We start from the raw sequence: 25,270 nt of genomic DNA on the forward strand, positions 1-25,270 counted from the left end.
CATGCGCGCACAAGCGGCAGTTCACTTCGAGGGAAGCAACCAGCTCGAGATCCGCGAGATCGAGGTCGCTGAGCCGGGGCCGGGCACCGTGCTCGTGAAGATCGGCGCGTCAGGCGTCTGCGGCTCCGACCGGCACGTGCTCGACGGCGACTGGCAGCTGCCATCGCCCACCGTCATGGGGCACGAGGGTGCGGGCGAGGTCATCGCCGTTGGCGAGGGCGTCATCGACGTCGAACCGGGCGACCACGTCATCCTCAGCTGGTTCTACCCCTGCCGTCGGTGCACCGCCTGCCTCAGCGGTCGCGCCTACGTGTGCACGGGCAGTCGCAGCGAGGAGTGCCTCCTCCCCGACGGCACGACGCCCCTGTCGCTCGACGGCGAACCCGTGTACCCGTACCTCACGGCCGGCACGATGAGCGAGTACGCGGTGGTGCCGGAGTCGGCGGCCATCAAGGTTCCCCGTGAGGTGCCGTTCGACGTCGCGAGCCTCATCGGCTGCTCGATCGCCACCGGCATCGGCACGGTCGTCAACGACGCCTCCGTCGACGCGGGCGAGTCAGCGGTTGTCATCGGCGCCGGTGGCGTCGGGCAGAGCATCATCATGGGCCTGCACCTCGTGGGAGCGAACCCCATCATCGCCATCGACCTCAACGAGGAAAAGCTCGCCGCGGCCCGCGAGCTCGGGGCGACCCACACGATCGTGCCAGGGCCCGACCTCTCCGCCCAGGTGGCTGAGATCACGGGGGGAGGCGCCGAATACGCGTTCGAGGCGATCGGACGCGTGCAGACCATCGAGTCCCTGCCCAGCCTCATCGCTCCGGGCGGCACCGCCGTCATCGTCGGACTCCCGCCGGTCGATGCGCCGGTCTCGATCGACGCCCTGATGCTCGCCGAGACCGGCAAGCGCCTCATCGGCACGAACTACGGCTCAACGGTGCCCGGCCGCGACTTCCCGAAGCTCGCCGCGCTCTACCTCGCCGGACGCCTGCCCGTCGACAAGCTCATCAGCGAACGCATCCAGCTGAGCGACGTCAACGACGCGTTCGATGCGATGCGGAGAGGCGAGCGCGCGCGAAGCGTCATAGTCTTCTAGACCGATCCATCTCCACGCTCTGCCGTGGATCGAGAACTGGGAGTGTGACCATGGCGCGTCCGCGGGTACCGATCCTGTCGCCCGAGAAGATCTGTCTGGCTGCACTCGACCAGATCGACCGAAAGGGTGACTTCTCCATCCCGGTCCTCGCGAAGGAGCTCGGCGTGAGCGCCTCGTCGATGTATCACCACGTGCACGGGCGGGCTGGCATCGTCAACGGCATCCGCAGCCTCATCAGCACGGAGCTGTCGCTCGCGATCGGGCTCGAGGACGCCACCGACGAGGACCTCGCGGCGCTTGCCGCCATGAGCTGGCAGGACCAGGTCCGGCGCTGGTCGAAGGACTACACCTCGGCCCTCGCGAAGCATCCGCTCGCCCTGCCGATCATGGTGCAGGAGCCCGTGAGCGACGAGGAGACGCTCGACGTCTACGAGGCCATCGCGATCACGTTCCGTTCGGTGGGGTTCACCGACGAGCAGGCGCTCGTCGCGATCGCCGTGCTCGAAGGGCTCACCTTCGGGCGGGTCGTGGATGCGGCGTCCCCGTCCATTCCGTGGTCGGCTGACCCCGTCGCGCACCCCGTCCTCCACGGCGTGACGACGTCGCTCGAGCCGTCGCGTCGCCTCGAGCTGGCCTTCCAGTTCGGGCTCGAGGCGATCATCACGCGACTCGAGAGCGTCCTGGAGGCGAACGCTCGTGGCTGAGGCGCGCACCGTCGTCATCACGGGCGGCTCGGACGGGATCGGAGCTGCGGCGGCGCGGGCCCTCGCGGCCAAGGGGTGGCGCGTGGTCGTCGTCGGGCGCAACGCGGAGAAGACAGCCGCCGTCGCCGACGCGATCGGGGCCGAGCGCTTCGTCGCCGACTTCTCCCACCTCGACAAGGTGCGGGAGCTCGCGGCGAGACTCATCGAGCAGGTCGGCCCGATCGACGTGCTCGCGAACAACGCCGGCGGCATCTTCGGCGACCGAACGCGCACCGTCGATGGCCACGAGCTGACCCTGCAGGTCAACCATCTGGCGCCGTTCCTGCTCACGAACCTCCTGCTCGACCAGGTCACCGTGGGGGCCGTCGTGAACACGGCGAGCATCGCGGCACGGCTCATGGGCCGCATCGACCTCGACGACCTCAACAACGACGCCCGTTTCAGCGCGAACAAGGCCTACGGCGACGCGAAGCTCGCGAACATCCTCTTCACCAAGGGGCTGCACCGAGGCCTGGCGGGGCGGCCCGTCGCGAGCGTCGCCTTCCACCCCGGGGTCGTCGGCACGAACTTCTCCTCCGACTCGACGAGCCTCATGCGCCTGCTCTATCGCACACCGCTCGCGAAGCTCTTCACGATCAGCGCGGCCAAGGGTGGCGAAACGCTCGAGTGGTTCATCGCCGGGCAGCCCGGCGTGACCTGGCAGGCGGGGGAGTACTACGACGAGCGGCACCACGCGACCAACGTGAATCCGCAGATCTTCGACGAGGACCTCATCGAGGGCCTGTGGAAGCGCAGCGCGGAGCTGGTGGGCCTCGACGTCAGGTGACGAGCAGGGCCGTCGACCTGTGCGCGGTGGTACTCAGCTTTCCGTCACCCCGCTCAGCCTGCGGCGAGCTCGACTGCCTGGCGCACGCTGCCCTCGGCTTCGGTGAGTAGGGCGGCGGCCCGCTGCGCGTCGCAGTCGGCGAGCAGCATGACCACCGCGGTCTTCGCGTGATCACTCGCCGATGCGAGCGCAGCGTCGGAGTCGGCGCGCGACGCTCCCGTCGCCTCGGCGACGATGCGCTGAGCCCGGTCGACCAGCTTGGCGTTGGATGGGCGGACATCGACCATGAGGTTGCCGTAGGCCTTGCCACCGCGGACCATGCTGGCCGTCGAGAGCATGTTGCACACGAGCTTCTGGGCGGTCCCCGCCTTGAGCCTGGTCGACCCCGTGAGGACCTCAGGTCCGGTCACGACCTCGATCGCGATATCGGCTTCCGCGCTGATGGGCGCACCTGCGTTGCAGGCGATGGAGATGGTCGCGGCGCCGCGGCGCCTGGCGGCCCTGAGCCCGCCGATGACGTACGGCGTGCGTCCGCTCGCCGCGAGCCCCACGACGATATCCTCTGCCCGCAGGGCGACCGCATCGAGTTCCCGCTCAGCCAGTTCGGGGTCGTCCTCGGCGCCCTCGACGGCGCGCACGAACGCTTGCGACCCGCCGGCCATGACGCCGAGGACATCCTCGGGGGAGGTGCCGAAGGTCGGTGGGCACTCGACCGCGTCGAGAAGGCCGATACGGCCGCTGGTGCCAGCCCCGAGGTAGATGAGTCGCCCGCCGGCACGCCGCGCCTCGGCGATGCGATCGGCGGCTTGCGCGATGACGGGGAGTGCTGCGCGGACAGCGCCGGCGACGGTCGCGTCCTCGTCGTTCATGAGGCGCAGGATCTGCTCGGTCTCGAGTGTGTCGAGCTCCATGCTGCGCGGATTGCGCCCCTCTGTGGAGAGCGCCGCGAGTGTCGAGATCTCTGTGTCTGGCATGCTCGTCTCCGATCCTTGGCTCGCCACTATGCGACCCTGAGTTATGAAAGTACACGACGCACGATAGGTAAGTAAATAAACTTCCTCGACGGGGTGCGGTCGAGCCTCGCTACGCTGTCCTCGGAAAGCAGGTGGATCGTGAGCACCCAAGGCACTGAAGCGAACTCTCGCACCGTACTGGTCGAGCTCCGGGCGCTGCTGCCCTCGCTCCGGCCATCGGAGCGTCGCATAGCGGAGGCGCTCCTCGCCGACCCCGAAGGGTTCGCGTCGAAGTCGATGGCAGAGATCGCGGAGCTCGCCGACACCTCGACGACCACGGTCGTGCGGTTCACGCGACGTGCCGGATACGCGCGCTTCCGCGATCTGCGCCACGACCTCACCGAGCAGAACCTGCGAGAGCGCCTCGCCTCGAGCGGAGGGGTTGCCCCGGCGGCAGACATCTCACCGAGTGATTCGCTCGCCGACGTCGTGGCCAAGATCGCGATGAACGAGACGCTCTCGATCGCGGACACCGCCGAGGTTCTCGATATCGACTCCCTGGCGGCTGCCGTCGCGGCCATCGCAGGTGCCGCCCGTGTCGACATCCACGGGATCGGGGCGAGCTCCGTGGTCGGTGTCGACCTGCAGCGCAAGCTCTCTCGAATCGGGCGCATCGCCCTCGAGTGGCCGGAAGCCCACGCGGCGTGGACTGCCGCGGCTGTGCTCGACGATCGGTCCGTCGCGCTCGCCATCTCGCACTCAGGCGAGACCGCGGGGGTGGTGGAGTTCCTCCGCATCGCGAAGTCGACGGGGGCGACGACGATCGCGATCACGAACCATGAGCGGTCATCGCTTGCCGGTCTCGCCGACATCGTCCTGCGCACCGCTGCGCGGGAGACCCCGTTGCGTTCCGCAGCGCTCGGCAGTCGCATCGCGCAGCTCATGGTCGTCGACTGCGTCTTCACCGGGGTCGCGCAGGTCGACTACGAGGGTTCTGTCGCGGCGATCGAGAAGACGCATCGGGCGGTCCCGCGGGGCTGAGGTCCCTCGACGAGAGTGAACGAGGTCGTAGGGCTCCGTCGCTCCGTGGCGGATCGCTGGCTCGCGCCGGTGGGGAACTTTTTTACCTTTTCCTCGTTCATCCTGGTACTGTTCTTCAAAATTCGAGCAACGTCGCGAGAAGAGGATGCCCATGAGCGCAAACGACGATCTCGCCAGCGAGCTGCTGAAGCTGCTCGGTGGTCCCGGCAACATCGCCGGCGTCGAGAACTGCATGACGCGGATGCGGGTCTCCCTCGTCGACCGCGACCTGGTCGACGACGGCGCGATCACGTCGCTTTCCGGCGTCCTGGGCGTTGTCGATGACGACACCTACCAGGTTGTGCTCGGCCCAGGCAAGGTCACCAAGGTGACCGACGGCTTCCGTCGAGCGCTCGGCGCCTCGGGTGCTGACGCCGAGGCCCTCGCCGCGCGTGGCGCGGCGATCAAGGCTGGTCAGAAGCAGCGCAACAACACCCCCTTCAAGAACTTCATCCGCAAGATCGCCAATATCTTCGTGCCGCTCATCCCGGCGCTCATCGGAGCCGGCATCGTCGCCGCCGTGCGCGGGCTCCTCGTCAACTGGGTCACGGTCGGGACGGCCCCGGAGTTCGTCGAAGCGGTGGTTCCGGCCCTCACCGTCATCGGCTCAGCGTTCTTCGCGTTCCTGCCGATCTTCGCCGGCATCAACGCCGCGAAGGAGTTCGGCGGAACACCCGCGCTCGGTGGCGCCGTCGCGGCGATCATCGTCTTCGCCGGCATCAGCGACGTGCAGTACAGCCTCCCCGTCCTGGGCGACATCGTGCTCGCACCCGGGCAGGGCGGCGTCATCGGGGCTATCTTCGCCGCCGGGCTCTGCGCCTGGATCGAGCGCAGTCTGCGCGGGAAGATCCCGGATGCCATCGACATCCTCGTCACGCCGACGCTGGCTCTCCTCATCTCGGGGCTCGCAACGATCTTCGTGTTCATGTTCGTCGCGGGCAACATCGCGACTGCGATCGGCACGGGAGCGATCTGGCTGCTCGACAACTCCGGTCTCCTCGCCGGGTTCGTGCTCGGCGGGCTCTTCCTGCCGCTCGTGATGCTCGGCCTCCACCAGGCGCTCATCCCCATCCACGCGACGCTCATCGAGCAGGTGGGCTTCACACCGCTGCTCACGATCCTCGCGATGGCGGGAGCGGGCCAGGTCGGCGCCGCGCTGGCGATCTACTTCAGGCTGAACCGGAACACGTCCCTGCGGACGACGATCAAGGGTGCCCTCCCTGTCGGCATCCTGGGAGTCGGGGAGCCGCTGATCTACGCGGTCACGCTGCCGCTGGGTCGCCCCTTCCTCACTGCCTGCCTCGGCGGCGCGGTTGGCGGTGCTGTCGCCGGAGCCTTCAACCAGTTCGCGGGTGCCTTCGGCGCGACGGCGATCGGCCCCTCGGGGTGGGCGCTGCTGCCGTTGCTGCAGAGCGACAACGGGCAGGGATACGCGATCCTCGCGTACGTGGTCGGGCTCCTCGCCGGGTACATCTCCGGCTTCCTGATCACCTACCTCTGGGGCTTCACGCCGGCGCTCCTCGCCGAGCACAACGCAGGTCAGGGCGACGAGGAGACTGAGCTGCTCGGCGACGAGGCAGCACGCGCGGGCTCCGCGGCCGCGGCTGGTCAGACCGGTGGGGCAGGGGTGGCAGGCCGGCGCATCGACGTCCTCGCCCCGGTCGAAGGAGCGGTGATTCGCCTCTCCGACGTCGAGGACGAAGCGTTCTCCGCCGGCACGATGGGTGACGGCTTCGCGGTCGAACCGACGTCCGGCGACTTCCGCAGTCCCGTATCCGGAACCATCACGGCACTGTTCCCGACCGGCCACGCGTTCGGCGTGACGACGCCCGAGGGGCTCGAGGTTCTCGTGCACATCGGCCTCGGCACCGTCGACCTGCATGGTGAGGGGTTCGACCTCAAGCGAGCGGAGGGTGACGTGGTCGCGGCTGGCGACGTGATCGTCAAGGTGGATCTCGAGGCCGTGCGTGCCCGGGTCCGCTCGCTCGCCACCCCCGTGGTGGTGCTGAACGGCGCGGCATTCCCGATCGTGGAGCGCCGATCCCAGGGTGGCCCGCCGCTCACCGTCGAAGCGGTTGCCGCCGCCGCATCAGCCCGAAGCTGAAGCGTGAGGTGGCCCGTGCTCAGTGCTGGCCACCCACCTCGACGAGCAGTACCCCGGCACCGATGAGAGCGATGCCGGCCGCCATCATCCACGTGAACGGCTCCTTGAACATGAAGTGACTGAGCACCGCGGTGAGTGCGACGCCGACGGCCGCCCAGATGCCGTAGGCGACGCCGAGCGGTACTCCCTGCGCCAAGGTCAGCGACAGCAGTGTGAAGGCGGTCACGTAGCCGGCGGCGACGGGCAGGTACCAGAGGCGGCTGCCGTCGACGGTCTTCCGCAGGGAGAGTGTGCCGCCGACCTCGGTGAGGATCGCGCCGGCGAGGAAGAGCCAGCCGAGCGTCACGCGGACACCTCATCGGCCCTCTGCGTCTGGACCTTCAGTCGTTCGGCGCGGTCGTGCGCGCGCTGCGATCCCAGCTCGACGAGCAGCACGCCGCCGATGATGAGCACGATGCCGAGGCCCATGAGCGCGGTGAGCGGTTCGGCGAAGAGCGCCGCCGACAGCAGTGCGGTCAGGGCGACCCCGAGGGCGCCCCAGATGCCGTAGGCGACGCCGAGGGGCAAGCCGGCGCGGAGCACGAGTGCGAGGAACGCGAACGAAGCCAGGTACCCGGCGACGACGACCGCGTACAGAGCGGGAGCATCCAGTGCCCCCTTGAGGGAGAGGGATGCGGTGACCTCGCATGAGATCGCCGCGGCCAGGAGCAGCCATGTGCGCATGCGCGGATTCTCGCAGGTTCGAGTGCCGGACAGAAGCGGCAGCTCCCGGGGCTCTCGGACCTGGGCTCGATAGCGTGGGGCGGACGCGGCAAGCGGCGCGGGCGGTGATGGAGCGGAGGCAGCGGCATGGGCAGTGCAGTGAACGGCAGGTTCGAGCGTCTGCCGGAGCGGGTCGACCCGAGTGGCTACACGATCGACGTTCCTGCGTCCGACCCGGCGAGTGTGACGGAGCAGCTTCCGCCGGCAGGGTCACCGGAGCTGATAGCCGCGACGCAGCTCGCGCAGACATCGAGCAGCATCGGCTCGCGGCGACGTCCGCAGACGCGCATCGGTGTCACCGTGCTCGTGACAGTCCTGGGCGGAGTCGCGCTGCTCGCCGCCCTGCAGATCTTCTTCTAGCCTCGTCTTCTTCTCCCCACCTCCGTGTTCGGCCCGATCACGTCGACCCGCCTGTATCGACCCGGTGAAGTTGACCCGCCGGTGCTCGGGATGCGGTGTCTCGTCGTTGTCAGCCCGTCACGGCGTCGACGACGGCAGCGGCGAGCTCTGCGGGCTTCGTGAGCTGGGGCCAGTGGCCGGTCGGGAGTTCGACGATGCGCACTGAGCGTGCACGAGCGAGTTCCGCCACGTAGGGGTGTCCGCCCTCCATGAACTGCCGCAGCAACGGTTCTGGCATGGTGCTGGTGATGACGACTGCTGGCACGTCGTAACGGCGCTCGTCGCTCAGCTGCTGCTTCTCGGTCGCGACGCCGGCGGGTTCGGGCACGGCGATGGCCTCGAGCCGCTTCCAGACCTCCTCGCTCATGTCGACCAGCTCGGGTTCTCCGAAGGCGCTGCGGTCGGGCAGCAGGAGGGTGACGCCGGACGCTTCGAGTTCGTCGTTGATGACGCCACCGTCTGCGAGCGGGCCGGAGTCGACGTACACGACCTTCGCGACGCGCTCGGGTCGTGCGTCCACAACGCCGTAGGCCACGGCCCCGCCGCCGCTGTGCCCGACGAGCACGACGTCGCCGTCGAGCGAGTCGACGAGCGTGATCACGGCGTCGATGTGGGTGCGAAGGCCGACGCCGGCCGGGTCCTCGCCGGGGCCCTTGCCAGGCAGGGTCAAAGGATGAACGGCGTGGCCAGCCGCTTCGAGGGCCTGTGTGACGGGGGCCCAGGAATCGCCCGTGAGCCAGAAGCCGGGAATGAGGATGATGTTCATGCTGCGACGCTAACGGCGACCACCGACAATGTCAGGCGAGAGCGGATGACGTCAGCCGAGAATCCGGCCGTGGGGCCGGCCCGCTCACTCGCTCTGCACGTACACGTTCTCGGAGAGAGCCGTGCTGTCCTCGGGTGGTGCCTCCCCGTCGGGGACGATGGCGTACCAGCGCTGGTCGGGCCCCGAGACGCCGCCGCCGCATCCGCTTGTCCAGTTCTGCGCGTCAGGGAACGCAAGGATGCAGGCGTCGAACTCGCTGCCGTCGACCGGTGCGGCCAGCCACACGTCGGTTCCCTCGTGCTCGCCGACCCACCGAATCGACTCGATGTCTGCCCCGTCGAGCGCGGAGTCGGGAAGGTCTGCCGGGAGATCCTTCGTGTTGGCGGGGCTCGCCGTGAGGTCCGCGAAGGTCGGCGCCGCGGTGTTCGAGGTGCCGGTGTCCGGGGCCGCCTGCGCGTCATCCGCGGGGCCAGAGGTGCACCCGGCGAGCGCCGCGGGGAGGAGAATCGCGGCGGCGACAGCCGACAGCTTCGTCACGTGCTTAATGGTCAGATCCTGGCACAGGCCCGCGCTCATGCGCGAGACCGGGTGCTCGGCAGCAGGATGGTCCATGGGCTAGCGTCGAGCTCAGGCCACGCCCCGGTGGAGGTGGCCTCATTGGGACGCCGCGCGACGCGGCAGCGTCGTGGTCCTGACCCCCTGTTCAGGTTGTGCGTGCTGAGGAATCCGCGCTATGTCCGTCGCATGCGTCACCGCCCAGTTCGACAGCAGCTGCAGGCGCTCGTGGGATGCGCTCCCCGGCTCTGCCGAGAACACGAGCATGAGCAGTCCGCGGTCGGAGGCGAGATCCATGCTCTGGTAGGTGAGGTCGAGGTCGCCCACGACGGGGTGGTGCACGCGCTTCAGCCCGTCGCGGTGCTCGCGTACGTCGTGAGCTCCCCAGAGCCTGCGGAAGAGCTCGCTGCGAGTGCAGAGCTCGCCAACGAGGTTGCTGAGGTTGCGGTCGTGCGGGGAGCGGCCAGCCTCGGAGCGGAGGAGCGCCACGATCTGACGCGTGTTGTTCTCCCAGTCGCGGTAGAAGTCATGCGAACGCCTGTCGAGGAAGAGAAAACGGGCCGCGTTGACAGGCGTGCGGGCATCCTCGAACATCGGGCCGAACAGTGCCCGACCGAGCGTGTTGGTCGCGATCGCGTCGAGTCTGCCGTTCTGGATGAACACGGGCACCGTCGACATGGCGTCGATGGTCTGCTGCATGGCTGCGCTGAGCTGCTGCTTCTTGGTGCGGCGCTGTCGCTGCGGGTGCATGCCCTCATTGGCTGCCCTCACCAGTTCGTGCAGGTGCGCATGCTCGGCCTCGTCGAGGTGCAGGGCACGGCTCACACCGTCGAGCACGGCCTCGGAGACACCGCCCGCGTTGCCTCGCTCGAGTCGCTTGTAGTACTCGGCGCTCATCCCCGCGAGCAGCGCGACCTCTTCGCGGCGCAGCCCGGGAACGCGGCGTCGACCACCGAAGTGGGGCAGCCCCGCCTGCGACGGCGTGAGCTTCGCTCGCCGGGAGGTGAGGAACGCGCTCAGGTCGTCATGGATGTCCATGCCAGCGACCCTACGCCGCAGCTCGCTGCGCAGAGGGGCCCTGTCAGTGCACCTCACACCAGGGCCGCGCTGCCGTCGATGGATGAGGTTTGACTGCTCTCCATGAAGCACATCACTCTTGGAGGCCTCGAGGTCTCCCGCATCGGACTCGGCGCCATGACCATGGCGGGTACCTACACGAGCGAGGGCGAACTCGACCGCTCCGAATCGATCGCGACCATCAGCCGAGCCCTCGAGCTCGGCGTGACCCACATCGACACGGCAGAGATCTACGGCCCCTTCCTCAGCGAGGAGATCGTTGGCGAGGCGATCAAGGGGCGCCGCGACGAGGTCAAGATCGCCACCAAGTTCGGCCTCTACTCGCACGCCGGGCGGCAGCCGGGTGTCGATAGCAGCCCAGCGAACATCCGTGCCGCCGTCGAGGGCTCGCTGCGCCGCCTCGGCACCGACCACATCGACCTCTACTACCAGCACCGCGTCGACCGGAACACGCCCATCGAGGACACGGCGGGGGTCATCTCCGAGCTGGTCGCCGAGGGCAAGGTCCTGCACTTCGGGCTGTCCGAGGCATCCCCGGAGACGATCCGTCGGGCGCACGCCGTGCATCCCGTCTCTGCCCTGCAGACCGAGTACTCGCTGTGGACGCGTGACGTGGAGGCCGAGATCCTTCCGCTGCTCCGCGAGCTCGGCATCGGCTTCGTGCCGTATTCACCGCTCGGCCACGGGCTCCTCACGGGCCAGATCCGTTCGGTCGCCGACTTCGCGGACGACGACTGGCGCACGACGAACCCACGGTTCACGGGCGAGAACTTCGAGCGCAACCTGCGCATCGTCGACGAGGTTCGTGCGATCGGCGAGGAGATCGGCGCGACGCCAGCCCAGACGGCGCTCGCCTGGATCCTCACGCGCGGCGATGACATCGCCCCCATTCCGGGCACACGCCGCGTGAGCCGCGTTGAGGAGAACACCGCCGCCGACGCGATTGTGCTCACGGAGTCGCAGATCGCCCGCCTCGACGCGCTCGAGCCCGCGGCGGGCGCCAGGCACGACGACGCGAACATGGCCTCCATCGACCAGTGAAGCGTTCTCAGTGAGGAGCGGGGGTCGCGAGAAGCCGGACTTATGTGGCTCGCCGCGGCCCCGCTGTCGTGAGCCGCCATACCCGTGTGGATGTTGCGGAGAGCGAAGGGCGAACGAGTCGTGTTCCTGTTCCGCGCCTACTGGGCTGCATCCCAGCGGGTGGTGCGACTTCGAGCTGGGTTCTCGCAACAGTGATGGGTTTCGCCGATGCGCGTGCGGGGTTTCGGCGAACGGTGATGGGTAAAAACCCATCACGGTTGCGAAAAGTCCGCACGGCCGGGTGGACGAGATTTGTGGCGTCCCAATGCCAGGTGCCGCTCACGCATCGCGAGGAACAGCGGCAGGGCGAACGCGAAGGCCACGCCGAAGCAGAGGATGTACACCCACAGGCGCCGCATGCCCTGGCGGCGGCCCTCGACGATGATGAAGACGACGCCAACCGTGGCGGCGACAAGCACGTCGATCACGATCGACGTGACGGCGGGCCCGCTGCCGAAGTAGTCGCCGATGAAGGCGCTGCCCTCCATGCCAGCGATGACGTTGAACGTCCACGTCACGGCTCCGCCGACGATGGCGAGCAGGAGGTAGACGATCGCGAGGGGAGTCCAGGTGGATGCGCGCATGCGGCAAGGTTCGCACGCCCGGCCCCGTGCATCCCGACCTCCGCCCCGAACCCGTCCCCGCCCCGCGCATCCCGAGCCCGCGCATCCCGGCCCGACCTCATCCCGGCCCTCGATGCGAACGCCGCGGCCGGGAGCTGAGTTGTGGTCGTCAAGACCCGCCGGAAACGACCACAAGTCCGCTCTCGGCGGCACGGGATGGCCCGGCCCCGTGCATCCCGAGCCCGCCCCGAACCCGTCCCCGCCCCGCGCATCCCGAGCCCGCGCATCCCGGCCCGATCTCATCCCGGACCTCGATGCGCGCGCCGTGGCCGGGAGCTGAGTTGTGGTCGTCAAAACCCGCTGGAAACGACCACAAGTCCGCTCTCGGCGGCCGTGGTGGCGCGGGCAGGCGGCCTGGATGGCGGCCTGAGGGGCGCGGCCAGTCGTCGCAGACGCAGAACGGGCGCCCGCTCCCGGATGCCCGCTGGGGGTTCCGAGGGCAAGCGCCCGCTGATCGCTGCCGTGCTGCTAGCTGCGACGTTCCGCGTCCTGGAGCGTCGCGCCTTCGAACTCGTCCTGCTCGCGGTCGGTCGTCGAGGCGGTGGAGCGCTTGATGGTCTCCTCCACTTCCTCGTCGCTCTCGTCGGAGAAGGCGACGTCGCCGCGGGGCGCGTTGTAGAGCTTCTCGTTGAGGATGCCCTCGCGCTTCGCGACGATCATCGGAACCAGCGCCTGGCCGGCGACGTTGGTCGCGGTGCGGCCCATGTCGAGGATCGGGTCGATGGCGAGGAGCAGGCCGACGCCCTCGAGGGGCAGGCCGAGCGTCGACAGGGTGAGGGTGAGCATGACCGTCGCGCCCGTCGTGCCAGCCGTCGCGGCCGAACCGACGACGGAGACGATCACGATGAGGACGTACTGCATGATCGACAGCTCGATGCCGAAGAACTGCGCGACGAAGATCGCCGCGATGGCCGGGTAGATCGCGGCGCATCCGTCCATCTTCGTGGTCGCACCGAACGGCACGGCGAACGACGCGTACTCGCGGGGTACGCCGAGGTTGCGCTCGGTGACGCGCTGCGTGAGGGGGAGCGTGCCGATGGAAGAGCGGCTCACGAATGCGAGCTGCACTGCCGGCCACACGCCGGAGAAGAAGCGGCCGACCGAGAGGCCGTGCGCCTTCACGAGGATCGGGTACACGACGAACAGCACGAGGGCGAGGCCGACGTAGATGGCGATCGCGAACCAGGCGAGGCTCGTGAGCTTCTCCCAGCCGTAGTCGACGACGGCGCTCGCGATGAGTCCGAGCGTGCCGAGCGGGGCGATGCGGATGATCCACCACAGGACCTTCTGGATGACCGCGAGGGCAGAGGCCGTGAACTCGAGGAACGGCTCGGCGCGCTTGCCGAGGCGGAGGGCCGCGATGCCGATGACGACGGCGATGACGATGACCTGCAGCACGTTGAACGCGATCGTCGAATTCACGTCGCCCGTCTCGGCGTCGACGCGCGAGCGCACGCCCATGCCGAGGAAGTTCTGCGGCACGAGGCCGGTGAGGAAGTTCCACCAGGTACCGACGGAGGAGGGCTCGCCGGTCTCGAGCTGCGACTGGTCGACGCGGTTGCCCGGCTGGATGGTGACGCCGAGGGTGATGCCGATCGTCACGGCGATGAGGGCCGTGATGCCGAACCAGAGCAGCGTCTGGCCCGCGAGCCTCGCCGCGTTCGTCACGAGGCGCAGCTGCGCGATGCTCGAGATGACGGCAGTCAGGATGAGCGGGACGACAGCGGCCGTCAGGATCGTGACGTACGAGCTGCCGATGGTGTCGAGTGTCGCCGCGAGTCCGTTCGGGTTGCCTTCAGCGTCGTCGCCGAGGTTGCGGGCGACGAGTCCGAGGACAACACCCAGAACGAGGGCGGCGAGGATCTGGAATCCGAACGAGGTGAGGAGCTTGCGCGCGCGGCTCTTGGGGCGCGGCGTGGCCTCTGCTCCGGTGGCGTTGGATGCCACCTCGGAGGTGGGGGTGCCTGGGGTGTTGGCCGACATGGAAGATCTCCCGATGCGATTTCTCATTTCGCGAGATTTCTCGCGAACTGAGCGAGGCTACGCCTGGACCATCGGTCTGGCCAGGGTGTGACGCTTCGTGACACGCAACAAATGGTGCGCCGGAGGATGTCATGAACGGTCAGGGAGGGAATGAAACGGCACCATCACCTGATTCATCTCCGCCCTGAAAGTAGTTAAACAATTGAGCGAAATTCCAGAATCGCGGGCGTAGTCTCACCTCGTCCTCCTCGTTCCACAGCAGAAGAAGTGAGCATCATGGCGGAGTCAGCGCGTCGTCGGTGGGTTGGTCTGGTCTTCATCAGCGTCGCGGTAGCGCTCATCATCGTCGACTCGACGATCGTGAACGTCGCCGTGCCGTCGATCGTGACGGAGCTCGGCATCACGTCGACCGAGGTCCAGTGGGTGCAGGAGGCGTACACGCTGGTGTTCGCGTCGCTGCTGCTCCTGTTCGGCAGCCTCGCCGACCGCGTCGGGCGTCGGCGGCTGATGCTGATCGGGGTCGTGATCTTCGCGCTCGCCTCGGTGGCCGCCGCGCTCGCTCCGACCGGCGGGCTGCTGATCCTCGCCCGCCTCGTGCAGGGGGTGGGCGGTGCCATGATCCTGCCGACCACGCTGTCGATCATCAACGCGACCTTCCGCGGCCGGGAGCGGGGCATCGCATTCGCCGTCTGGGGTTCGACGATCGGCGGCATGGCGGCCGTCGGCCCGCTGCTCGGTGGTTGGCTCACGACAGCGTTCTCGTGGCGGTGGGCGTTCGGCATCAACGTGCCACTCGGCATCATCATCGTCGTCGGTGTCCTGCTCTTCGTGAACGAGTCGCGGGAACCGACGCAGAAGCGCCTCGACCTCGTCGGCGCGGCCCTCTCAGTGGTCACGTTCGGGGCGCTCGTCTTCGGGCTCATCGAGGGGCGCACCTACGGCTGGTGGGCGGTCAACGAGTCATTCACGATCGGGTCGTTCGAGTGGCCCCTCCCCATCTCGCCGGTGCCGCTCGCCTTCGCCATCTCGGCCGTGGCGCTCGCCCTCTTCATCGTTCGGGGTGTGTCCCGTTCCCGTCGGGGCGAGTCGACGCTCCTCGAGTTCTCGCTGTTCCGCATCTCATCGTTCCGCAACGGCAACGTGGCGGCGCTTGTCGTCGCCCTGGGGGAGTTCGGCATCATCCTGTCGCTGCCGCTGTGGCTGCAGTTCGTGCTCGGCTTCGATGCGCTGCAGACCGGGTTCGTGCTCTTGGCGCTCGCGGCGGGCTCGTTCGTCGCGAGCGGCTTCGCGGGGGCGAGCAGCGGCAAGGTCAGCGCAGTGGTCATCGTGCGCGTCGGCATCCTCGCGGAGATCATCGGCATCGCCTGGGCGGGGTTCATCATCGCCCCGGATGCGCAGTGGGGCTGGCTCATCCCGGCCCTGTTCGTCTACGGCTTCGGCGTCGGGCTCGCCACGGCGCAGCTGACGGGTGTCGTGCTCCAGGATGTGCCCGTCGAGCTCTCGGGGCAGGGATCCGGCACGCAGTCCACGTCTCGGCAGGTGGGTTCGGCGCTCGGCGTCGCCATCCTGGGCACCATCCTGTTCACCACGACCGGCGCCTCCCTCGGCGCTTCGCTCGACGACGCCCAGGTGCCCGCCGAACAGCGAGATCAAGTGGTCTCGGCGGTCGTCGACTCGGCAGGCGGCGCGATCGCGGGCCTCGGCGAGAACCCCGCCACGGCCGACTTCGCCGACGACGCGAAGGCCGCGCTCTCCGACGGCACCCGCGCGTCAGCGTTCACCGCCGCCGCGTTCCTGGCCCTCGGCCTCGCCGCGACGCTCCGGCTCGGATCTGGGAAGCGCGAAGACGAGGAGTCGTCGCCGGCAGAAGCTAGCCCGCCGTCACGTAGCTGAGGTCGTGGATGCGCCTCCCGGCCTTCTCTGCCTTCCGCTCGAACACCGTGAGGGTCCTGCCCTCGAAGCGCGGGGCCCAGCCGCCCGGGTGCTCGCTCGTGAACTCGGTGGCCGCATCCAGTACCTCGCGCATCTGGAAGGCGTAGTCCTCCCAGTCCGTCGCGAGCCGCATGCGGCCGCCGATGCGGAGGGAGTTCGCTGCGACGGTGCCGAAGCCATCGCGCACCAGCCGACGCTTCGTGTGCTTCGCCTTGTGCCACGGGTCGGGGAAGAAGATCCACAGCTCCTCGACACTGCCGGCGGGAAGCATGTGCTCGAGCACCTCCACGGCGTTCGCCTCGACGAGTCGAACGTTCGAGAGCCCCGCGTCCTCGACCCGTCGGAGGGTGCGCGCGAGACCCGCGACGAACACCTCGACCGCCAGGAAGTTCCATTCCGGATGCGCGGCGGCGGCCGCCACGACCGCCTCACCGGTGCCCGAGCCGATCTCGACGACAAGCGGCGCATCCCGACCGAACAGCTCGGCCGGATCGACCCGGAACGTGGGGCTCACGGAGAAGTCCAGCTCCGCCCGCTCGACCTCGACGAGGTACTTCGGGCCGAGCGACTCCCACGACGTCTGCTGGCCGTCGGTGAGGCGGCCGCTGCGTCGCGAGAACGAGAAGATCGGGCGATGCGAGGGATGCTGCGCCGGCTGGGCGGTTTCTTCGTCTGACACCCGACCAACCTAGGCGATACGGGCGGCGGATCGAGCAGTCTGTGCCGTCGAGGCACCCCGACTCGGCAAAGTGTGCCAGCCTCCTCCAGGGGCGGCCGGGCAGGCGTTGGAGCCGCTGAGGATGGGGGATGCTGGGTGCGGAAGTGATCACCCCGGGTCGGAGGTTCAGGATGCCCTATCGCAGCAAGGAAGTGCTCGAGTCATGGGCCCGCGAGTTCGAGGGGCTCGGCTACGTCGAACCTGGGGTCGTCAACGTCATCCTGCAGGACGGCGACGAAGGGCACGACACCGGCCTTGTCCGGGTGCAGCTGACGCACGTGCCCAGTGACGTGTACGTGCAGCCGGGCACGCTCGAGAGCCCGCATTGGTCGGTCACGATGGAACCGCGCGAGCACACGCTGCACCTGTCGGCAGCCGACGTGCAGACGCTCTCGCAGGAGCTCGCGGTCGTCTCGGCGCTCTGCACCTTCCTGCAAGCGAAGTCGATCGTGCTGGTTGCCGCACGCCACTCGCAGAACGATCGCCCACCGGTGTCGGCTGAGGCGAGCTCCTAGCTGGGGTGAGGCGCGGCGTCTGCGCGCGACGCGCTGCTCACTCGGAGCGCGTGCGTCAGCAGCTGCGCCAGGCGCAGGAGCGTCTCGGGCTCGGCCTCGGCCGCGATGGCCGAGGCGATTCCACGGTCGAATTCGCCGAGGCGATTCCACGGCTCCGCGGCCAGGTCGACCATGACGGTCAGCAGGCTCGCGCGGCGGTCGCTCGGGTCGGTGTCGCGGTGGATCGTGCCCCGCTCGATGAGTCGGTCGCACAGGGTGGAGACGCCGGCGGACGTGAGCCCGAGGTGCGCGCGAAGGGCGCTGGGCCTGGCCCCCGGATTCTCCTTGAGGTACGCGAGGGCGCGCGCATCCATCTCGCCGATGCCGAGCGAGCGACGCGCGTCGTTCTGGGACGCGGACCGTGCATCGGCGTACTCGGTCAGCACGGTGCTCAGCAGCAGCGCCGGACTCTGTTCGGTCGGCGGGGCGGGGGTCGGGTCGTCGTCCTGGCCCTCGCGGTCGGCAGAAGGGATGTTCGGCATGACAGCGCTCCCCTTGATCTCCGTGGTGCCGCCCAGAGTACACGCAGGGAGCGCTCGGACAGCCGTCACAGTCAGCCGCCGGTCAGACGACGGTCAGCCGCAACCTGTCGGCCGCTCAGCCCGTCCGGCCACTCAGATGCGACCGGCCGCGTCCCACTCCAGGGTGAGCAGTGCGAGCTGGACGCGGTTGGTGACGTGGAGCTTTGAGAACAGGCTCGCGAGGTGCGTCTTGACCGTTGCCTGGCTGACGTAGAGCGCGGCGGCGATCTCCGCGTTGGTCATGCCCTGCGCGACGTAGCGGGCGATCTCCCGTTCTCGGCTCGTGACGGTCGCGAGGAGCTCGTCGCCCCGCGCGTCACGCGCCGGTCGCTGACCGCCGCCGCCCTTGTCGCCGTGGTGAGCGCTGTCCTTCGAGCCGCTTGCGGCCGCGCGCACAAGCCGGTCGAGGGCGCTCGGCGAGAACACGGCCTTGCCCTGCGCGGCGTCGAGCACCGCCCCGACGATGTCCTCCGGTGGGGCGTCCTTCAGCAGGAAGGAGACCGCTCCTGCCCGGAGCGCATCCAGCAGGAACTCCTCCGTGTCGAACGCCGTGAGCATGACGACCTTCGCCGGCGAACCCGAGGCAGTGAGTCGCTGGACGGCGTCGATGCCAGTGATCCCGGGCATCCGGACATCCATGAGGATCACGTCTGGGTGCTGTTCGGCGGCGAGCGCAAGCGCCTCCTCGCCGTTGGTGCCCTCGCCGACGACACGAATGCCCTCTGCCCCATCGATGAGCAGGCGCAGGCCGAGGCGGATGCCCGCCTCGTCGTCGACGATGAGCACGCGGATGCCGTCGGGATTCACCACGGGAGCCTCACCTTCACCACGAAATCGTTGTCTGCGCGAGCCCCCGCCTCGAGCGTGCCGCCGACGAGGTGGATGCGCTCTCGAGCACCGAGGAGTCCGTAGCCTGTCCCCGGCGCGGGAGCCTGCCCCTGCTGCACGGCGTTCGCGACCGAGATGGCCATCTCGGTGTCGCTGCCGGCGAGTTCGACCCGCACCTCTGCTCCCGGCGCGTGCTTCCCAGCGTTGACGAACAGCTCGGAGAGCGTGCGGTGGAGGGCGCGGATGCGCTCCCCGGAGAGCTTCGAGAGGTCTCCGGGCCCAATCGTGAGCCAGGTCATCTGAGGCGGCGCGTGCGCGGGGATGCCGTCGACGAGGAGAGACGCAAGCGCGTCCAGGTCGGGAAGCGGCGTGTCGCCTCGTCCGGTCTCGCTCGGCTCGCGCATGCCCTGCAGCACCTCGCGGAGTTGCGTGTTCGCTCGCGCAGCGGACTCGCGAACCGTGGCGGCCGTCTCCCTGACAAGCTCGGGTGACAGATCGCTTCGGTAGGCGAGCGCCCCGGCCTGCGTGGCGACGACCGCGAGGTCGTGGGAGATGGAGTCGTGCATGTCGCGTGCGATGGCGGCACGCTCCTCGGCGCGTGCCCGCTCGATGTCGGAGGCGCGGCTCTGCGCCAGGGCTGCGCGTTCGCGCTCAGCCGACGCGGCCTGGGCCCGCAGGGACGTGATGAGCGCGGCTCGCGTGCCCCGGGACCGGCCGAAGAGCAGGGCGATGATCGTCGAGAGCGCGACGACGATGATGTAGAAGATCGGCGCGTCCATGGGCGCGCGGCCGGTGACGCTCGATTCGAACCAGTCCCACAGGATTCCGCCGACCACGACGATCGCGACGACCGAGACATCCATGGGCAGCGAACGCCTGGCTCCGAGGCGCATGACGGCGACGAGCCAGGCCGCGAAAGCGAGCGAGCTCGCCATGCCGACGGCGACGATCCACAGGTTTCCGGCGCGCGACCCGCGAACCGGGCCGATGGCGATGCAGGCCGCGAGGCCGACGACCACGTTGACGATCATGAACCCGAGGAACGCACCAGATTCCGAGTCCGTTCCGGGATCCTCCACCTGGACCGCGAGCGTGATCACGAACAGGAGCGCCCCGCTCAGGAACGAGCCGAGCGAGATGGTCACCGCGCGCATCCACGGCTTCCAGTGTCGGTTCTCCACCAGAGCTTCAGCCGACCGCAGGTCGCTCTGCGTCAGCCCACCAGCCGTCTCCACGCCGTCGAGGGCCAGCTCGTCCACGAGGGGCGGAGCTTTCGGCAGCGGAACGGTCATGCAGCGAGTCTAGGAACCACCACCGACATGCGGATCGGCCGTTCGGTTGAACTCGGGCAGCGCGACTCAGGTGCCGCAGAAGGTCCGGTAGTCACCGAAGTCCGCCGGCGCCCCGGCCGCATAGCGTTCGCGGCCCGTTCGAATGTCATAGGGACTGGTCACGACCTGGAGGAGATCGGCGAGCGGCTGGAGGTCGTCGGCGTCTGCGGCGGCGAGGGCCTCCTCGACAAGATGATTGCGGGGGATGTACACGGGGTTGACCTGGTCCATCGCGCCCGCGTTCGGCGCGAGCGCGAGCCAGGCCTGAGCCCAGGTGCGGAACGAGGGGGCAGCCTCACCGAACGCGGCGAGGGCGGGCGCGCGGTCGCCGCGCACGTACGCGCTGAGTGCCCGGAAGGTGGAGGTGTAGTCGGCCCCGCTCTTCTGGAGCAGCGCGAGCAGCTCGGCGACGAGACGATCACTCGCCTCCGAGTCGCCCTCGTCGTCCAGGCCGAGCTTGCGCCGCATCCCTGCATTCCAGGCATCCTCGTAGGCAGGGCCGAACGCCGACACGCTGCGCTCAGCGAGAGCGATGGCCTCGGCCTCATCCTCGGCGAAGAGCGGCAGGAGGGCCTCCGCGAATCTCGCGAGGTTCCAGGCAGCGGCCGGCGGCTGGTTCCGGAAGGCGTACCGCCCGCGGTGATCGATGGAGCTGAAGACCGCCTCGGGATCGAAAGCGTCGATGAACGCGCACGGGCCGTAGTCGATCGTCTCGCCCGAGATCGTCATGTTGTCCGTGTTCATGACCCCGTGCACGAAGCCGACGAGCATCCACTGCGCGACGAGCTTCGCCTGCGCTGCCACCACCTGCTCGAAGAACTCGAGGTACGGGGCCTCGGCGCCCGCCGCGGAAGGGAAGTGTCGGGCGATGGCGTGGTCGGCGAGGCGACGGAGCAGCTCCAGGTCGTCGGTGGCCCGCGCGTACTGGAACGAGCCGACGCGCAGGTGGCTGCTCGCGACCCTCGTGAGCACCGCGCCGGGCTCGATGTCGTCGCGCTGGACGTGGCGCCCCGTAGCGATCACCGCGAGCGCGCGGGTCGTCGGGATGCCGAGGGCGTGCATCGCCTCGCTCACGATGAACTCGCGCAGCATGGGTCCGAGCACGGCGCGCCCGTCGCCGCCGCGAGAGAACGGCGTGCGGCCGGAGCCCTTGAGGTGGATGTCGTGCAGCTGTCCGCGCACATCCGTCACCTCTCCCAGGAGCAGCGCACGGCCGTCGCCGAGACGCGGCGAGTACTGCCCGAACTGGTGGCCCGCGTAGGCCTGCGCGACCGGGGTGGCCCCTTCGGGAACGGAGGTGCCGAGCAGGACCGCGACGCCGTCCTCCGAGCGGAGGAACGCCGGCTCGAAGCCGAGCTCCCCGGCGAGGTCCTCGTTGAGGAGCAGCAATCGCGGCGCGGGGGCTGGTTCGGCCTGCCACGGCACGGCGAGCTCGGGGAGCTCGCGCGCGAAGCGATTCCCGAAGAGGACACCCTCGTGCGTGGTCGCAGTCATGCGGGACACAGTAGGCGCAGCGGCGGGGTGCTGCTTGGGAGCGCGCGGTTGGGGGTCCTGGTTGCTGCGATCGGCAGGCCGCCTGCCTACTTCACACGCCACTCATTGGCGCCGGGCGTACGGTCGCGCTCCCATGCCCAGCCCCCCGCAGCGGCACAGCGCCACGCTCCTTCTCGGAGTCCTACAGAACGCTGAACCGAGGTCCGGAATGCACGACAGATGCGACGTCCACGACAACCGCACCACCCTCAGCGCGTGGTGAGCGCCTGGGAGGACTCTGGCGAGCAGGTGTTCGTGGTCAGGAACGAGCACCGGCAGCATTCGCTGTGGCCGGACTTCGCCCAGGCCCCCGCCGGGTGGGTCCGCGTCTTCGGCCCGGCGACAGCGGAGGACTGCCGCGCCTACGTTGCTCGGCAGCCGCCGGCTCGCGACTACCGAACCTCTTCGAACTCGTAGATGCCAGCAGGCCCGAGGGCAAGCAACTGCTGCCGGTACTCGTCCGAGAAGAGCTGAGGCTCGATGCCGAGGATGTTGCGATTCAGCTCCACGTCCATGCGAGCGGAGACGAGCCCCTTGTCGTTCTCCATCCAGACGGACAGGATCGCCAGGTTCGACGTGCAGAGCTCCGCGTAGGAGTACTCGACGAGCTCTGGTGCGAAGGATGCGCCCTCCGCTTCGATGCCGGCCGCGGCGGCCTCCACCTCTGGTGATGCATCGCGCAGCGCCGTCCATGCGGCGGCTGCCTCGTCGCCGGCCTCCGCGGACCCGACGACGAAGACCGTGACCGTGCCGCGCGGGCTGGGGTCGGCTGCGACGTCCACGTTGTCGAAGCCGCCGACCGCATCGGGGAGGAGGAAGAGCAGCTCCTGCTCATACGCCGAGATGCGCGTGTACAGGTCAGACGACGTCGTGCCCGCGGGAAGGTCGATCCACTTCGCGTGCTGCGTGAGGCACTGCGTCATCTGCACGGACACCGGCTGGTGGGTCATCTCCTGCATCGAGATGCCCTCGAGCGACGCCTGGGAGGGGGCCGTCTCCGAGGGCGCTGATTCGACGCCAGCGCTCGCGGTCTGCGCCGGCGCGGATGCGGAACCCACGACGCTCGGGGAGTCAGCGGGCGCGCATCCGACGAGCAGCACCGCGAGCGCGGCGCAGACGATCGTCGCTGGAGTGAGACGGCGAGAAGGCATGCACCGACCCTACGAACCCGACGGCACGCATCCGGTCACGGAACCGTATCGACGCTCGTCGCGAGCATCACGATTCGGAATCGGCGCATGGCGCCCCGCGCGCATCGACGGCTACATTCGGAGCACCGAGCCAGCACGCCCACCGGGGAGAGCACCGTGATCCTGACGTTCCAGTTCCAGCCCGTCGACGACCTCGAAGCGGCCGTGCAGCACTACCTCGACCTCGGGTGGGAGGAGGCGTGGCGTGAGGGCGAGCACACGGTGTCGCTGCAGATGCCGGAGCTCGAGATCGAGCTGATGCTCGACGACGAGCCCGGTTGGGGTGCAGCGGGCCCCATGTACTTCGTCGACGACGTGGATGCGTGGCGCGCGGACCACCCGGCCGTCGCGACGGGCGAGCCCCGCGAGATCCCGGGAGGGAGGGTCGTCGAGGTCTCGGCGCCCGGCCACAGCTACTACGTGTTCTCGGTGGCGGACGTCGGCGAGTAGGCGGGGCATGAGACGCTTGCGACGGAGCCTGGTCGGAGGCGCGATAATCGGACCGTGATCATCGGGTCCGGGACGCTCTTGAACGTCGCACTCATTCTCGTCGGCGGCTTGCTCGGCATCCTCCTCGGCGACCGCCTCAAGGACCGGACGAAGGCGACCGTCACCGCCGTCCTCGGGCTGTTCGTGATCGTCCTCGGAGGGATGAGCGTCGCCGACATGGGCTCTCAGGCGCTCGCGGACGCAGCTGGTCCGTTCGCGATGATCGTCATCCTGCTGTCGCTCGTGTTCGGCGCGCTCCTCGGCTCCTGGCTGCGCATCGAGGACCGGCTCGAAGGCGTCGCCGGCTGGGTGCGACGCCGCCTCACCTCGGACGCGAACGGCGACGGTCGGTTCGTCGACGGGATGGTGACCGCGACGCTGCTCTTCTGCGTCGGACCGCTCTCCATCCTCGGATCCATCTCCGACGGTCTGGGGCTCGGCGCCGACCAGCTCTACGTCAAGGCCGTGCTCGACGGCTTCGCTGCGATGGCCTTCGCCTCGACCTTCGGGAAGGGCGTGCTCTTCGCTGCCATCCCGGTCGCGATCCTGCAGGGCGCGTTCACTCTTGTGGGGTTCCTCGCCGGCGATGTCTTCAGCGACGCCCAGATCGACGGGCTGTCGGCGGTGGGCGGCCTCATCCTGATCGCGCTCGGCGTCCGCCTGGTCCCCTTGAAGCCCATCCCCGTCGGGGACCTGCTGCCAGCGCTTGTGATCGCCCCCGTGGCCCTGGCGTTCCTCTCCTAGCGGTGCGTAACCCGCGGGCTGCGGTCAGCGCTCGCGGGTCGTGAGGCGCCGGAAGGTCGCAACTCCGGGAATGCTGTCGGTGCCGCTCGGCAGGGTTCCGCGGGCGAAGTCGCCCCAGACGGCGCGCAGCCGCCTGCCCTCGCGATCGATCTCCGCCCAGCCCGCGCCGCGCACGAGCGGCGCCCGATGCCACGTCTTCTCGCTGCCGAAGAGCAGCGGAAGCTCGATCATGTGGCAGGCACCCCACACGTTGTGCGGCGCCTTCCAGCTCACGACGTACGTCGACGCACGGCCGCCGGCGCGCACGTGCCGCTTCGCGAACGTCGCCGCGTCGCGCCGGTAGACGAGCCACGTGAGCGCGCCGACGACGGCCTTCGTGAGCGGCTTCCCGACGATCGGCAGCTCGCTCAGGCGCTTGGTGGCCGGGATGCGCGGCACGAAGAGGAGCGCCTCCTCCGAGGTGAAGCCGATGAGCAGATCGATCGCCGGAGCGTTCGCATCGCGCCCGGCGAGCACGCCGGCATCGTCGGGCAGCGGATCCTCGCCGTACTGCGGGCTGAACGACATCGCGCCCTGCAATCCGTACGCGGACGAGGCGCGCAACGCGTCTGCGTGCGCGCGCACCACCTCGCGCACGGGACTCGCTGCCGTGAGCTCTCTCGTCGCGTCGAGCATCCTGCCCTGCATCTCCTCACGCCCGCCCGCCACGTTGAGGGGTGCGCTCTGGATGATGGCCCGCCGGAACAGGCTCGGCGCCTCCGGCAGCGCCATCAGCTGCGCGATCGCATGCGCGCCAGCCGACTGCCCGTAGGCGGTCACCTGCCGCGGATCGCCGCCGAACGCCGCGATGTTGCGCTGCACCCAGCGGAACGCCTCGAGGATGTCGAGCAGTCCCAGGTTCGCGGGGCGTGCATCCGTTCCCCCGAGGAACCCGAACAGGCCGAGTCGGAACGTCACGTTGACGGCGACCACACGCTGTTCGGCGACGATCGGTGCCGGGTCCATCGCCGCAGCGTCACCGGCGGCAGAGACGTAGGAGCCGCCATGGATCCACACCATGACGGGCAGCTGCTCCCCGGGCCCCACATCATCGGGCAGGGTGATCGACAGCCGCTGGCAGTCCTCGTCGACGCCGAGCTCGTCGATGCCGCTCCCGAGTACCTCCTCGAGCACGGGCATGGGCGCCTGCGGGCATGCGGGCGACCAGCTCGTCGCCGCGAAGGTCTCGCCGTGGTCGGGCTCTGCTCGCGGGGCCTCGAATCTGTCGGCCCTGGCATAAGGGATGCCCGAGGCCCGCACGATCTGACGGCCACCGGGCCAGTCCTGCGTCCAGCCGGAGATCGGACCGCAGGGAGGGGAGAAGCCGGGGGAGGAGACCATGCTCGAGTCTTTCATCCCGTCGCGGCGCGTCTCCCGATGCAGGCT

At 69.1% G+C, this 25,270-nt stretch carries 27 protein-coding genes; 12 read left to right on the top strand and 15 right to left on the bottom strand.

The window, feature by feature from the left end:
* Position 1: 1 nt before the first annotated feature.
* Genes ITJ67_RS10745 through ITJ67_RS10755 form a run of 3 tightly spaced genes read left to right on the top strand, consistent with a single transcriptional unit; the run spans position 2 to position 2,623 of the window.
* Positions 2–1,093, top strand: coding sequence for an alcohol dehydrogenase catalytic domain-containing protein (locus tag ITJ67_RS10745; RefSeq protein WP_194677603.1), 1,092 nt, complete (start codon positions 2–4; stop codon positions 1,091–1,093).
* A 50-nt stretch (positions 1,094–1,143) separates the two neighbouring features.
* On the top strand, positions 1,144–1,797 hold the full coding sequence (locus ITJ67_RS10750; protein ID WP_194677604.1) for a TetR/AcrR family transcriptional regulator C-terminal domain-containing protein: 654 nt from the start codon (positions 1,144–1,146) through the stop codon (positions 1,795–1,797).
* Positions 1,790–2,623: an SDR family NAD(P)-dependent oxidoreductase gene (locus ITJ67_RS10755; RefSeq protein ID WP_194677605.1), complete on the top strand. Its 834-nt coding sequence runs from the start codon at positions 1,790–1,792 to the stop codon at positions 2,621–2,623. Before ITJ67_RS10750 ends, ITJ67_RS10755 begins: the two co-directional genes overlap by 8 nt.
* A gap of 53 nt (positions 2,624–2,676) precedes the next feature.
* On the opposite strand, the gene murQ is transcribed toward ITJ67_RS10755, so the two are convergent.
* The gene (gene murQ, locus ITJ67_RS10760) at positions 2,677–3,597 is read right to left on the bottom strand and encodes an N-acetylmuramic acid 6-phosphate etherase (RefSeq protein ID WP_160070937.1); all 921 of its coding nucleotides are present in this window, start codon (positions 3,595–3,597) and stop codon (positions 2,677–2,679) included.
* Positions 3,598–3,735: 138 nt separating this feature from the next.
* On the opposite strand from murQ, the gene ITJ67_RS10765 reads away from it, so the two are divergent.
* Complete coding sequence (locus tag ITJ67_RS10765) at positions 3,736–4,617, top strand: MurR/RpiR family transcriptional regulator (protein WP_194677606.1); 882 nt, start codon at positions 3,736–3,738, stop codon at positions 4,615–4,617.
* 151 nt (positions 4,618–4,768) lie between these two features.
* Positions 4,769–6,760, top strand: a complete 1,992-nt coding sequence (locus ITJ67_RS10770) for a glucose PTS transporter subunit IIA (RefSeq protein WP_228502614.1) — start codon at positions 4,769–4,771, stop codon at positions 6,758–6,760.
* Between the two features lie 19 nt (positions 6,761–6,779).
* Here the strand turns inward: ITJ67_RS10770 and ITJ67_RS10775 are convergent, their stop codons facing one another.
* On the bottom strand, positions 6,780–7,106 hold the full coding sequence (locus ITJ67_RS10775; protein ID WP_160070934.1) for a DMT family transporter: 327 nt from the start codon (positions 7,104–7,106) through the stop codon (positions 6,780–6,782).
* A complete protein-coding gene (locus tag ITJ67_RS10780) occupies positions 7,103–7,483 on the bottom strand; it encodes a DMT family transporter (RefSeq protein WP_160070933.1) in 381 nt (126 codons plus the stop codon). Before ITJ67_RS10780 ends, ITJ67_RS10775 begins: the two co-directional genes overlap by 4 nt.
* A 126-nt stretch (positions 7,484–7,609) precedes the next feature.
* Between ITJ67_RS10780 and ITJ67_RS10785 the strand changes: the two genes are divergently transcribed.
* A complete protein-coding gene (locus ITJ67_RS10785) occupies positions 7,610–7,882 on the top strand; it encodes a hypothetical protein (protein ID WP_194677608.1) in 273 nt (90 codons plus the stop codon).
* Between the two features lie 109 nt (positions 7,883–7,991).
* On the opposite strand, the gene ITJ67_RS10790 is transcribed toward ITJ67_RS10785, so the two are convergent.
* The 3 genes from ITJ67_RS10790 to ITJ67_RS10800 form a co-directional block, all read right to left on the bottom strand.
* A complete protein-coding gene (locus tag ITJ67_RS10790; protein ID WP_194677609.1) occupies positions 7,992–8,687 on the bottom strand; it encodes an alpha/beta fold hydrolase in 696 nt (231 codons plus the stop codon).
* Positions 8,688–8,771: 84 nt separating this feature from the next.
* Positions 8,772–9,299 carry a hypothetical protein gene (locus ITJ67_RS10795; protein WP_194677610.1) on the bottom strand — a complete coding sequence of 176 codons (528 nt, stop codon included), beginning with the start codon at positions 9,297–9,299 and terminating at the stop codon, positions 8,772–8,774.
* Between the two features lie 42 nt (positions 9,300–9,341).
* Positions 9,342–10,280 carry a helix-turn-helix transcriptional regulator gene (locus tag ITJ67_RS10800; protein ID WP_194677611.1) on the bottom strand — a complete coding sequence of 313 codons (939 nt, stop codon included), beginning with the start codon at positions 10,278–10,280 and terminating at the stop codon, positions 9,342–9,344.
* Between the two features lie 102 nt (positions 10,281–10,382).
* On the opposite strand from ITJ67_RS10800, the gene ITJ67_RS10805 reads away from it, so the two are divergent.
* A complete protein-coding gene (locus ITJ67_RS10805; protein WP_194677612.1) occupies positions 10,383–11,360 on the top strand; it encodes an aldo/keto reductase in 978 nt (325 codons plus the stop codon).
* Between the two features lie 251 nt (positions 11,361–11,611).
* Here the strand turns inward: ITJ67_RS10805 and ITJ67_RS10810 are convergent, their stop codons facing one another.
* A complete protein-coding gene (locus tag ITJ67_RS10810; RefSeq protein WP_194677613.1) occupies positions 11,612–11,983 on the bottom strand; it encodes a DUF2834 domain-containing protein in 372 nt (123 codons plus the stop codon).
* 507 nt (positions 11,984–12,490) lie between these two features.
* A complete protein-coding gene (locus tag ITJ67_RS10815; RefSeq protein ID WP_194677614.1) occupies positions 12,491–14,005 on the bottom strand; it encodes a dicarboxylate/amino acid:cation symporter in 1,515 nt (504 codons plus the stop codon).
* 276 nt (positions 14,006–14,281) lie between these two features.
* Here ITJ67_RS10815 and ITJ67_RS10820 point away from each other — a divergent pair, with 276 nt between their 5' ends.
* Positions 14,282–15,898: a DHA2 family efflux MFS transporter permease subunit gene (locus ITJ67_RS10820; protein ID WP_194677615.1), complete on the top strand. Its 1,617-nt coding sequence runs from the start codon at positions 14,282–14,284 to the stop codon at positions 15,896–15,898.
* Here the strand turns inward: ITJ67_RS10820 and trmB are convergent.
* Positions 15,876–16,616 (bottom strand): tRNA (guanosine(46)-N7)-methyltransferase TrmB, encoded by a 741-nt coding sequence (gene trmB, locus ITJ67_RS10825; RefSeq protein ID WP_194677616.1) that lies wholly within the window; start codon positions 16,614–16,616, stop codon positions 15,876–15,878. The genes ITJ67_RS10820 and trmB overlap by 23 nt on opposite strands.
* A gap of 170 nt (positions 16,617–16,786) precedes the next feature.
* Here trmB and ITJ67_RS10830 point away from each other — a divergent pair, with 170 nt between their 5' ends.
* The gene (locus ITJ67_RS10830) at positions 16,787–17,170 is read left to right on the top strand and encodes a hypothetical protein (protein WP_194677617.1); all 384 of its coding nucleotides are present in this window, start codon (positions 16,787–16,789) and stop codon (positions 17,168–17,170) included.
* On the opposite strand, the gene ITJ67_RS10835 is transcribed toward ITJ67_RS10830, so the two are convergent.
* The 4 genes from ITJ67_RS10835 to ITJ67_RS10850 form a co-directional block, all read right to left on the bottom strand.
* Positions 17,167–17,691, bottom strand: coding sequence for a MarR family winged helix-turn-helix transcriptional regulator (locus ITJ67_RS10835; protein WP_160070922.1), 525 nt, complete (start codon positions 17,689–17,691; stop codon positions 17,167–17,169). The two genes, ITJ67_RS10830 and ITJ67_RS10835, sit on opposite strands and share 4 nt — an antisense overlap.
* Positions 17,692–17,823: 132 nt before the next feature.
* Positions 17,824–18,540 carry a response regulator gene (locus ITJ67_RS20280; RefSeq protein ID WP_194677618.1) on the bottom strand — a complete coding sequence of 239 codons (717 nt, stop codon included), beginning with the start codon at positions 18,538–18,540 and terminating at the stop codon, positions 17,824–17,826.
* Entirely contained in the window at positions 18,534–19,850 is a 1,317-nt protein-coding gene (locus tag ITJ67_RS10845; protein ID WP_194677619.1) for a sensor histidine kinase, read from the bottom strand. Before ITJ67_RS10845 ends, ITJ67_RS20280 begins: the two co-directional genes overlap by 7 nt.
* A gap of 66 nt (positions 19,851–19,916) precedes the next feature.
* Positions 19,917–21,383, bottom strand: a complete 1,467-nt coding sequence (locus ITJ67_RS10850; protein WP_194677620.1) for a protein adenylyltransferase SelO — start codon at positions 21,381–21,383, stop codon at positions 19,917–19,919.
* 255 nt (positions 21,384–21,638) lie between these two features.
* Between ITJ67_RS10850 and ITJ67_RS10855 the strand changes: the two genes are divergently transcribed.
* Complete coding sequence (locus tag ITJ67_RS10855) at positions 21,639–21,839, top strand: MbtH family NRPS accessory protein (protein ID WP_236558272.1); 201 nt, start codon at positions 21,639–21,641, stop codon at positions 21,837–21,839.
* Here the strand turns inward: ITJ67_RS10855 and ITJ67_RS10860 are convergent.
* Entirely contained in the window at positions 21,815–22,573 is a 759-nt protein-coding gene (locus ITJ67_RS10860) for a hypothetical protein (protein ID WP_194677621.1), read from the bottom strand. The two genes, ITJ67_RS10855 and ITJ67_RS10860, sit on opposite strands and share 25 nt — an antisense overlap.
* A gap of 156 nt (positions 22,574–22,729) precedes the next feature.
* Here ITJ67_RS10860 and ITJ67_RS10865 point away from each other — a divergent pair, with 156 nt between their 5' ends.
* Entirely contained in the window at positions 22,730–23,062 is a 333-nt protein-coding gene (locus tag ITJ67_RS10865; RefSeq protein ID WP_194677622.1) for a VOC family protein, read from the top strand.
* Positions 23,063–23,116: 54 nt separating this feature from the next.
* Positions 23,117–23,845, top strand: a complete 729-nt coding sequence (locus ITJ67_RS10870) for a DUF554 domain-containing protein (protein WP_160070916.1) — start codon at positions 23,117–23,119, stop codon at positions 23,843–23,845.
* A gap of 24 nt (positions 23,846–23,869) precedes the next feature.
* Here the strand turns inward: ITJ67_RS10870 and ITJ67_RS10875 are convergent, their stop codons facing one another.
* On the bottom strand, positions 23,870–25,225 hold the full coding sequence (locus ITJ67_RS10875; RefSeq protein ID WP_194677623.1) for a carboxylesterase family protein: 1,356 nt from the start codon (positions 25,223–25,225) through the stop codon (positions 23,870–23,872).
* Between the last annotated feature and the right edge of the window lie 45 nt (positions 25,226–25,270).

The organism is Pseudoclavibacter sp. VKM Ac-2867 (assembly GCF_015351275.1).
Taxonomy (GTDB): Bacteria; Actinomycetota; Actinomycetes; order Actinomycetales; family Microbacteriaceae; genus Pseudoclavibacter.